This window comes from Micromonospora sp. NPDC049580, from assembly GCF_040675595.1.
GTDB lineage: Bacteria > Actinomycetota > Actinomycetes > Mycobacteriales > Micromonosporaceae > Micromonospora.
This window is the reverse complement of sequence record NZ_JBFAPG010000268.1, coordinates 1-8,654: the sequence shown is the minus strand read 5'-3', so window position 1 is coordinate 8,654 and position 8,654 is coordinate 1. Positions and strand designations below refer to the sequence as shown.

The following is an 8,654-nucleotide window of genomic DNA, read 5'->3' as shown; positions in this document are numbered from 1 at the left end:
ATGCTGCTCGCACAGCATGCCGGACGCCGTCGTCGTGGGAAGGGAAACGAGACAGCCGTGACGGAGACCCACAGCACCGCGGCGCGCGGGGACAGCGGCCCGGAGGCCGCCCGGTTGGTGGCCAGCCGGGTGCTGGACGTGCCGGACTTTCCCCAGCCCGGTGTCCTGTTCAAGGACCTGATGCCGCTGTTCGCCGACGGGAAGGCGTTCCGCGAGGTGGTCGACGAGATCGTCGCGTACCACGGGCGGGACGGCTTCGACGTCGTGGTGGGCATCGAGGCGCGCGGCTTCGTCGTCGCGGCAGCTGTCGCGTACGCGGCCGGGGTGGGCGTGGTGCCCGTGCGCAAGGCGGGCAAGCTGCCCCGCCCGGCGCACTCGGTGTCGTACGCCCTCGAGTACGGCGAGGCCACCCTGGAGGTGCACGAGGACGCCTTCACCGCCGGCCACCGGGTGCTTGTCGTCGACGACGTGCTGGCCACCGGCGGCACCGCCGAGGCGACGCTGGACCTGGTCGAGCGGGCCGGCGGGACGGTCACCGGCTTCACCGTGCTGCTGGAGCTCGGCTTCCTGGGCGCGCGGGAACGGCTGGCGCCGCGTCCGGTCCATGCCCTGCTGACCGTTTGAACCCGGCCCACCGGGCGGAGGTCGCGCCGACCGTCCGGCGGAGCGGCAGGGGACCGTCCGTGCGGGTAGCATTGCCCTTTGCTGACGCCGGCGGTACACCGTCCGGCGACGCGAGACCAGGCCGGCCGATGTTCGGCCGGTGTGTTTCCGGCGAGCGGTGAGGAGGCCGGTGTCCCACGATGTCGTCCCTCCGGCGGAGGGCACGGTGCACCCGACAGGCGACGCTGACGGCTCGGTGACCGACCGGAACGGCGACGCGCCGGCCCGGGTGACGGGCACCGACAACGGCTCCGGCAGGGCTCCTGCCGACGACGCGACGGCTCCGACCGGGGTCACGGCGAGCGCCACCACGGAGGCGTCCCCGGGCGCCGACGGGGTCGTGGTCCCGTTTCCGACCGACGCCGGCGTCGACCCGTCGCCGAGCGGTGGCTTCGGGCTGTCCAACGCGCCCACCGGTCGGCGGGTGCGCGCCCGGCTGGCCCGGTTCAACGCGCCCTGGCAGACCTCGCAGGTCAGCGAGGTGCTGGAGCCGCTCATCGCGAGTCACCGCGAGAACCACCCGAAGGCCGACGCGCGGCTGCTCCAGCGCGCCTTCGACACGGCGGCGCGGTGGCACTCCGGGCAGTACCGCAAGTCCGGCGACCCGTACATCACCCACCCGCTCGCCGTCGCCACCATCCTCGGCAACCTGGGGATGGACACCACCACGCTGGTGGCCGCGCTGCTGCACGACACCATCGAGGACACCGAGTACACCCTCGACGCGATGCGCGCCGACTTCGGCGGCGAGGTCGCCCTGCTGGTCGACGGTGTCACCAAACTGGACAAGGTCAAGCTGGGCGACGCCGCCAAGGCCGAGACGATCCGCAAGATGGTCGTGGCGATGGCCAAGGACCCGCGGGTGCTGGTGATCAAGCTGGCCGACCGGCTGCACAACATGCGCACCCTGACCTTCCTGCCCCGCCCCAAGCAGGAGCAGAAGGCCAAGGAGACGCTGGAGATCCTGGCGCCGCTGGCGCACCGGCTCGGTATGAACACGATCAAGTGGGAGCTGGAGGACCTGGCCTTCGGCACCCTGTTCCCGAAGCGCTACGAGGAGATCAACCGGCTGATCGGGGAGCACCAGCCGCAGCGGGAGTCGCTGCTGAGGCAGGTCACCCAGAAGGTCGGCACCGACCTGAAGGCCGCCAAGATCAAGGCGGAGACGACCGGGCGGCCGAAGCACCTCTACTCGATCTACCAGAAGATGATCGTGCGGGGTCGCGACTTCAACGACATCTACGACCTGGTCGGCGTCCGGATCCTGGTCGACACCGTGCGGGACTGCTACGCGGCGCTCGGCGTGATCCACGCCAACTGGCAGCCGGTGCCGGGGCGGTTCAAGGACTACATCGCGATGCCCAAGTTCAACATGTACCAGTCGTTGCACACGACGGTCATCGGGCCCACCGGCAAGCCGGTGGAGATGCAGATCCGCACGTACGCGATGCACCGCACCGCGGAGTTCGGCATCGCCGCGCACTGGAAGTACAAGGAGCACAAGGGCACCCAGATCGTCGGCCCGCCGGCGCACATCGACGAGATGACCTGGCTGCGGCAGCTGCTGGACTGGCAGCGGGAGGCGGCCGACCCGAGCGAGTTCCTGGACGCGCTGCGCTTCGACCTGTCCAGCCAGGAGGTGTACGTCTTCACCCCGAAGGGTGACGTCATCCCGCTGCCGACCGGGTCGACGCCTGTGGACTTCGCGTACGCGGTGCACACCGAGGTGGGGCACAAGTGCATCGGCGCGCGGGTCAACGGCAAGCTGGTGCCGCTGGAATCGACGCTGTCCAACGGCGACGTGATCGAGATCTTCACGTCGAAGTCCGAGACGGCCGGCCCCACACAGGACTGGCTGGGCTTCGTCAAGAGCCCGCGCGCCCGCACGAAGATCCGCCAGTACTTCAACAAGGAGCGGCGCGAGGAGGCGATCGAGGCCGGCAAGGACGCGATCGTCAAGGCGATGCGCAAGCAGGGCATGCCGTTGCAGCGGATGCTCACCTCCGACGCGCTGATGTCGATCGCCCGGGACCTGCACCTCGCCGACGTGGCGTCGCTGTACGCGGCGGTCGGCGACAGTCAGGTCTCCGCGCAGTCGGTGGTGCAGAAGCTGATGGCCGCGTACGGCGGCGAGGAGGGCGCGGCGGAGGACATCGCCGAGACCGCCGTCGCCACCCGGCCGCCGCGCAGCCGCCAGAGCAGCAGCGACCCCGGCGTGGTGGTCCGTGGCGTCAGCGACGTGTGGATCAAGCTGGCCCGCTGCTGCACCCCGGTCCCACCGGACTCGGTGTTCGGCTTCGTCACCCGCTCCGGCGGGGTGAGCGTGCACCGCGACGACTGCGCCAACGCCGAGGACCTGCGGGCCCAGGCCGAGCGGGTGGTCGAGGTGAGCTGGAAGCTCACGTCCGCCTCCACGTTCCTGGTGGCGATCCAGGTCGAGGCACTGGACCGGCACAAGCTGCTCGCCGACGTCACCCGGGTGCTCTCCGACGAGCGGGTCAACATCCTGTCCGCCACCGTCACCACCACCCGCGACCGGGTGGCGGTGAGCCGGTTCAGCTTCGAGATGGCCGACCCGAAGCACCTGGGCCACCTGCTGGCCACCGTCCGCAAGGTCGACGGGGTCTTCGACGCGTACCGGGTCACCTCGGGCGCCTGAACACCGTACCCCGCACACGAGAGCGCCCGCCGGCTCAGCCGGCGGGCGCTTCCTCGTCTCGTGCGGGTGTCAGCCCTGCGGCGGGCTCATCGTGAGGTCGGTGATCGTGACCTCCTTCTTCGGGTGGCCGCCACCGGCCTGCTGCGCGAACGCCCCGTCGTCGCCGGCCTTGGCCACGTCCTTGACGATGTCCATGCCGCCGGTGACGGTGCCCAGCACCGTGTACGCCGGGTCCAGCGGCGAGTCGCCGTAGACGATGAAGAACTGGCTGCCGGTGCTGCCCGGCTGACCGGAGTTGGCCATCGCGATGACACCCTCCGGGTACGGCGGGCGCTTGTCGGTGGGCAGGTTCTCCTCCGGCAGCCGGAAGCTCGGGCCACCCGTGCCGTCGGTGTCCCGCCAGCCCTTGCCGGTGGCGCTCGGGTCACCGCACTGCAGCACCTTGATGCCCTCGGTCACCAGGCGGTGGCACTTGCTGTTGTCGAAGAAGTTCTTCTCCGCGAGGTAGGTGAAGGCGCCCGCCGTGCACGGCACCTGCGACCGGTCGACCTTGGCCGTGATCGGGCCCAGGTTGGTGGTGATCGTCATGGTCTGCACGCCCTTGGCGGACTGCTGGTTGCTGGGCACCCCGACGTCCTTGATCTGCGGGGGCCGCTGGTCGGCGGGCATCGCGTTGTAGACGCACTCGCTGGCGCCGGGCGCCGAGGCGGCGGTGTCGCTCTTGTCGTCGTCGCCGCCGAGGGTCGTGGCCAGCCAGACGGTGCCGGCGACCACGAGCACCAGCACGGCCGCCGCGCCGACGATCGCCTGCGTCTGGCGGCGCTTGCGGGCCTTGGCCGAGCGCTCGGCCATCTCCTTCTCGAGTCGGGCGCGTGCCGCCGCGCGCTGCCGCTCTCTGGTGGACGTCACGCCTGGATCCTCCTGGCTGTTTGCTGCGGGGTGCCGCTCGGGTGGGGTGGGGCGACCGGTCAGCCGGCGCTCGGGCTGCTGGCCGGTGCACCGGACGGCGCCGGTGCCGCGCCGGTGACCGGCTCGCCGACCGTGAGGCTCTGGATCACCACGTCGGTCTTGGGCTTGACCTTGGCCCCGGTCCCATTGTCCACGGTCGGCAGGGCACCGATCTTCTCGACCACGTCGAGCCCACCGGTCACCTTGCCGATCACCGGGTACTTCGGGTCCGTGGTCGTGAAGTCCTTGAAGAAGATCAGGAACTGGCTGCCGTTGGTGCCGGGCGGGTTGGAGATCATCGCGACGGTCCCCTTGGGGTACGTCGGCGGCTGACCGGGCGCCGGGCTGGCCGACGGCGACGCCGACGGCACGGTCGGCACGTCCTCGTCGTAGAACGAGTAGGTCGGCCCGCCGAGGCCGGTGCCGCTGGGGTCACCGCAGCGCAGCGCGCCGTCGGCGGTGATCTCGTGGCACTTGGTGTTGTCGTAGAACGACCGGCTCGCCAGGTGGGCGATGCTCGCCGCGGCGCAGGGGGAGTTGGCCAGGTTCAGCTCGGCGGTGATCGGCGCACCCTGGTTGGTGGTGACCGTCATCGCCCGGGTGCCGTCGGTCGGCAGGCCCTTGGTCGCCGGCGTGCCGACGTCCTTGAGGTTGGTGTTGGCGGTCGCGTCCTGCGGCGTCCAGAGGCAGGTGTCCTCCGCGGCGGTGTTCTTCTTCGGATCGGAGTCGAACGCCCCGAGCGCCCAGGCCGAGCCGGCCACGATCACCGCGAGGACCAGGAAGGCGCCGACACCGGCCTGGATCTGCCGGCGGCGCCGCGTGGCGGCGGCCCGGCGAGCCAGCTGCCGGTCGAGCTTGGCCCGCGCCAGTTTGCGCTGCCGGTCCCTGCTGGAAGCCACAGGTGCTCCCCTTTCCTCTGCCTGGTCGTCACCGGCGGCCGGGTACCCCGGCCCGTCCGGGCTCGCGTGTGCCACGCCACACGCCCGCCAGAGTGTACGGCTAGTGACTGGGAATGTGGTGTACGAGGTCCACCCCGCCGCCAGCAGCCCATATCGTGCGATGTCACTGTGTCGGATGGGGCCTCGGGGGCGGACGCGGCAAACGCGCTCGCCCCGCCGGTTAGGCTGCTGGGCAGGACGACAGCTCGACGGAGAGGACAGCGCCCGTGCTCGTGGCCGGCTTTCCCGCGGACGCCTTCGGCACCAACTGCTATGTGGTGGCCACCGCGCCGGGGGAGCAGTGCGTGGTGGTCGATCCCGGCATCGGGGTGCTCGACCAGCTCGACGCGCTGCTCGCCGAGCACCGCCTGCATCCGGCCGCCGTGCTGCTCACCCACGGCCACCTGGATCACACGTTCTCGGTGGCGCCGGTCTGCGGTGCGCGCGGGATCACCGCGTACGTGCACCCCGGCGACCGGGAGATGCTCGCCGACCCGGCCAAGGGCCTGTCGACCGATCTGACCTCGCTCTTCGGTGGCCGGCTGAGCTACACCGAGCCGGAGGACGTGGCCGAGCTGACCGACGGCGCGACCCTCACGCTCGCCGGCCTGGAGATCGCCGTCGACCACGCCCCGGGCCATACCGGCGGGTCGGTGCTGTTCCGGCTGCCCGGCGCCGGGTCGGGGTGGGAGGCCGACGAGATCTGCCTCTCCGGCGACGTCCTCTTCGCCGGCTCGATCGGCCGCACCGACCTGCCCGGCGGCAGCATGCCGGCGATGCTCACCAGCCTGCGCGACAAGATCCTCCCGCTGGCCGACGACACCGTCGTGCTGCCCGGGCACGGCCCCAGCACCACCATCGGCCGCGAGCGCGCCAGCAACCCGTACCTCATCGAGGTGGCCGGCGCGGCGCCGGCCGCTCCCACCCGGGGCCTCTAGTTCTTCGTCCGCGCCGCGCGCGGACCCACGACACCACCGCGCCGCGGGCGCGGGATCGCAAGGAGTACGCCGATGAGCAAGCCCACGCCCATCTCCGGTTTCCCGGAGTGGACCCCCGGCCAGCGGATGATCGAGCAGTTCGTGCTCGGCAAGATCCAGGACACCTTCGAGCTGTACGGGTTCGCGCCGCTGGAGACCCGCGCCGTGGAGCCACTGGACCAGCTGCTGCGCAAGGGCGAGACCTCCAAGGAGGTCTACGTGGTCCGGCGGCTGCACGCCGACGCCGAGGGATCCGGTGGCGACGACCAGCTCGGCCTGCACTTCGACCTGACCGTGCCGTTCGCCCGGTATGTGTTGGAGAACGCCGGCAAGCTGCACTTCCCGTTCCGTCGTTACCAGATCCAGAAGGTGTGGCGGGGTGAGCGCCCGCAGGAGGGCCGCTACCGGGAGTTCGTCCAGGCCGACATCGACATCATCGACCGGGACACCCTGGCCCCGCACCACGAGGCGGAGATGCCGCTGGTCATCGGGGACGCGCTGCGCGCCCTGCCCATCCCGCCGGTGACCATCCAGGTCAACAACCGCAAGATCTGGGAGGGCTTCTTCCGCGGCATCGGGGTGACCGACCCGGAGGCGGCGCTGCGCACCGTCGACAAGCTCGACAAGATCGGCCCGGCGAAGGTGGCCGAGCTGCTGGCCGAGACCGCCGGGGCGAGCGAGGCGCAGGCCAAGGCGTGCCTGGCGCTGGCCGAGATCTCCGCCCCGGACGCCTCGTTCGCCGACGCCATCCGGGCGCTCGGGGTGACCGACCCGCTGCTCGACGAGGGCGTCGAGGAGCTGGTCCGGGTGGTGGACACCGCCGCCGAGCACTCGCCCGGCCTCTGCGTGGCGGACCTGCGCATCGCCCGTGGCCTGGATTACTACACGGGCACCGTCTACGAGACCCAGCTGCGCGGCTACGAGCGCTTCGGCTCGATCTGCTCCGGCGGCCGGTACGACAACCTGGCCAGCGCCGGCGCCACCTCGTACCCCGGGGTGGGCATCTCGATCGGCGTGACCCGGCTGCTCGGGCTGCTCTTCGGCGCGGGGGAGCTGTCGGTCTCCCGTTCGGTGCCCACCTGTGTCGTGGTGGCCCTGGCCGACGAGGAGCAGCGCCCGGCCAGTGGCCGGATCGCGTCGGCGCTGCGCCGGCGGGGCATCGCCACCGAGGTGTCGCCGAGCGCGGCGAAGTTCGGCAAGCAGATCCGCTACGCCGAGCGGCGCGGCATCCCGTACGTCTGGTTCCCGGGGGCCGACGGCGCTCCGGACGAGGTGAAGGACATCCGCTCGGGTGAGCAGGTCACGGCCGACGCGAGGGAGTGGGCGCCGCCCCGGGAGGACCTGAAGCCGAAGGTCGGTTGAGTGTCACGACTGGCGCGGACGGCCGCGGGGACCTACGGTAGCGTAAGTTACGCCACCGTAGGGAGTTACTCGTGACCGTGAGCACCACACTGAGCCAGACCGCCCTGCTCGTCGAGCTGGAGCCGGTCGTCGCGCGCAACCTGGACCGCCACCTCTCGCTGGCGAAGGAGTGGTTCCCGCACGAGTACGTGCCGTGGAGCGAGGGTCGCACGTTCGACGGGCCGCTCAACGGTGAGGCGTGGTCGCCGACCGACTCGACCATCCCGGACGTCGCCCGTACCGCGCTGATCGTCAACCTGCTGACCGAGGACAACCTGCCCTCGTACCACCACGAGATCGCCACCCTGTTCGGCCGAGACGGCGCGTGGGGCACCTGGGTGCACCGGTGGACCGCGGAGGAGGGCCGGCACGGCACGGCCATCCGCGACTACCTGACCGTCACCCGGGCGGTCGACCCGGTGGCGCTGGAGCGCGCCCGGATGACCCACATGTCCGCGGGCTACGTCAACGTGCACGACGACGAGGTGCTGCACTCGCTGGCGTACGTCTCGTTCCAGGAGCTGGCCACCCGCATCTCGCACCGCAACACCGGCAAGGCCACCGGCGACCCCGCCTGCGAGGCGCTGCTGGCCCGGGTCGCCGCCGACGAGAACCTGCACATGGTCTTCTACCGCAACCTGCTCGCCGCCGCGTTCGAGCTGGCCCCGAGCCAGGCCATGCGGGCGGTCGCCGACGTGGTGGCCAACTTCCAGATGCCCGGCAACGGCATCGACGGCTTCGCCCGCAAGTCGGTGGCGATCGCCCTCGCGGGCATCTACGACCTGCGCCAGCACCGCGACGAGGTGTTGCAGCCGGTGCTGCGCCAGTGGGACGTCTTCAACGTGACCGGCCTCGACGCCGACGGCGAAGCCGCCCGCGAACAGCTCGCGGCCCAGCTGGAGGCCCTGGAGAACGCGGCGGCTCGCTTCGAAGAAAAGCGCGACGCCCGAGCAGCCCGCCTAGCCCTCCGCTAACCCCACCCCACCCCACCCCGCGCCCCCACCCCACCCGCCACACTCCGTTGATCATGAAGTAATTGCCCGCCTCGTCGGCGTGTCGGGGCAATAA

Annotated in this window: 7 protein-coding genes; 5 read left to right on the top strand and 2 right to left on the bottom strand. The window is 71.3% G+C overall.

Annotation, left to right across the window (positions count from 1 at the left end; all coding sequences use genetic code 11):
- Positions 1–57 precede the first annotated feature (57 nt).
- Together AB0J68_RS20530 and AB0J68_RS20525 are read left to right on the top strand one after the other, a co-directional pair.
- A complete protein-coding gene (locus AB0J68_RS20530; RefSeq protein ID WP_354856029.1) occupies positions 58–624 on the top strand; it encodes an adenine phosphoribosyltransferase in 567 nt (188 codons plus the stop codon).
- Positions 625–793: 169 nt separating this feature from the next.
- Positions 794–3,322 (top strand): RelA/SpoT family protein, encoded by a 2,529-nt coding sequence (locus AB0J68_RS20525; protein WP_363939963.1) that lies wholly within the window; start codon positions 794–796, stop codon positions 3,320–3,322.
- Positions 3,323–3,391: 69 nt separating this feature from the next.
- Here AB0J68_RS20525 and AB0J68_RS20520 read toward each other — a convergent pair whose 3' ends face one another.
- Both AB0J68_RS20520 and AB0J68_RS20515 read right to left on the bottom strand, forming a co-directional pair.
- Entirely contained in the window at positions 3,392–4,231 is an 840-nt protein-coding gene (locus tag AB0J68_RS20520) for a peptidylprolyl isomerase (protein WP_354856031.1), read from the bottom strand.
- 59 nt (positions 4,232–4,290) lie between these two features.
- Positions 4,291–5,169, bottom strand: a complete 879-nt coding sequence (locus AB0J68_RS20515) for a peptidylprolyl isomerase (RefSeq protein ID WP_355136356.1) — start codon at positions 5,167–5,169, stop codon at positions 4,291–4,293.
- A 266-nt stretch (positions 5,170–5,435) separates the two neighbouring features.
- Between AB0J68_RS20515 and AB0J68_RS20510 the strand changes: the two genes are divergently transcribed.
- From AB0J68_RS20510 to AB0J68_RS20500, 3 genes are all read left to right on the top strand, one after another.
- Positions 5,436–6,146: an MBL fold metallo-hydrolase gene (locus AB0J68_RS20510; protein WP_355065755.1), complete on the top strand. Its 711-nt coding sequence runs from the start codon at positions 5,436–5,438 to the stop codon at positions 6,144–6,146.
- Between the two features lie 72 nt (positions 6,147–6,218).
- On the top strand, positions 6,219–7,547 hold the full coding sequence (gene hisS / locus AB0J68_RS20505) for a histidine--tRNA ligase (protein WP_363939960.1): 1,329 nt from the start codon (positions 6,219–6,221) through the stop codon (positions 7,545–7,547).
- A 71-nt stretch (positions 7,548–7,618) separates the two neighbouring features.
- Positions 7,619–8,560: an acyl-ACP desaturase gene (locus tag AB0J68_RS20500; protein WP_354856035.1), complete on the top strand. Its 942-nt coding sequence runs from the start codon at positions 7,619–7,621 to the stop codon at positions 8,558–8,560.
- Positions 8,561–8,654: the final 94 nt, after the last annotated feature.

Excerpts from the sequence above, each read along its gene's own strand:
- hisS (WP_363939960.1), top strand. The coding sequence starts at position 6,219 with ATGAGCAAGCCCACGCCCATCTCCGGTTTCCCGGAGTGGACCCCCGGC.